Genomic DNA, 1,171 nt, shown 5'->3' with positions numbered 1-1,171 from the left:
CGGCCAGGACGGCGGGCGGTACCGGCGCGGCCGGCACGGCAGGCGCGGCAGGCGCGGCCGAGTCTGCTCCGTCACCGGTGGAGGTGAATGCGGATTCCACTTCGGTGCTGCCGTCGTTCGTGCGAACGCGGGCAGTGAGAGTGTGCTTGCCCGCGGCCGGATTGTTGAGCCGGACCGTGAACGGTGCGTCCCGGTCGTCGAGCACCGTGTCTCCGTCGAGGGAGAATTTGACCCGTTCGACCTTGTCGAGGGTGTCCGTACCCGGGTTCAGGCTCACTTCGACACTTCCCTTGACGGACTGCCCGTCGAGTGGACTCGTGCCGACGGCGAGGACCCAGGGGCCGACGGGGCGGGCCGGGGCCTGCTCGGTGGGAGCGGAGTTGGGCGCGGCGGTTGTGGCCGCCTGCGGGGATGCCGGCCCTTGCCCTCCCCGGGCGAGGATGATGCCGACGACGATGACGATCACAAGTCCGACGGCACCGATCCCCAGCCACTGCCGGCGCCGTCCGTCCATCACCGCGTGCAGACTCAGCCTGCGTCCTTCGGATCGGGTACCGGCGATTTCGCCGTCGCGGTCCGTGTTGCTGCGGGTGTGGCTGTCCACTGGTGTGGGCCTCATCCGCTTCTCCTTGCTTTCCGGCGTCCGAGTTTGGTCTGTACCGGAGCATACTGGGATGTTCCGGAGCAACTTGACGGGCCGTGCGTTCCGGATGACTCGGGGGACGTGGACCTCCGGCAGCGTGAAAGGAACATGATCGCACTTCCTTTGGCCCTCTAGTTGATGGCGCGCGCTGGCGTCGGCGCGTTCCTTGAGTCTGAGTCTGCATGCTGCCGGTTGACGAGCCTGGGTCGGTGCCGCCCGACCACGCATGGTGGTGGAGGCCGGACCGGTGTCGGCAGGTAACCGACGCCGCCGTCGACATCGGGGCATCGCCATCGCCATCGGTCCGTCGTTGGTGACAGGTCGCCACGGTCCCTTTTCGCCTCGCCGTGGAAAGGTTGTTCGTCCGGATCGGAATTAGCCGTGCCCTCCCGGCGTCCAGGCTGGCCGGCCAGGGATCCTCGGATGCGAACACAGCCACGATCAACGATGGTCGGGCTACGTCCGGACGGCCCGCGGGTGAGGTGCCCGGGATGGTTTTTCATAACCGACGCCGTACCGCACAAGCGA

1 protein-coding gene is annotated in these 1,171 nt (G+C 67.7%); it reads right to left on the bottom strand.

Translation table 11 applies throughout. The features are described 5' to 3' along the window. On the bottom strand, positions 1-619 hold a 619-nt coding region (locus DD1DGNOD_RS24080), incomplete at its 3' end, for an Ig-like domain-containing protein (protein ID WP_241255951.1). Positions 620-1,171: the final 552 nt, after the last annotated feature.

Origin of the sequence: Candidatus Protofrankia californiensis (assembly GCF_900634765.1) — a bacterium.
GTDB classification, from domain to species: Bacteria; Actinomycetota; Actinomycetes; order Frankiales; family Frankiaceae; genus Protofrankia; species Protofrankia californiensis.
The sequence above is the reverse complement of the archived record's forward strand: the minus strand, read 5'-3'. Positions and strand labels throughout refer to the sequence as shown.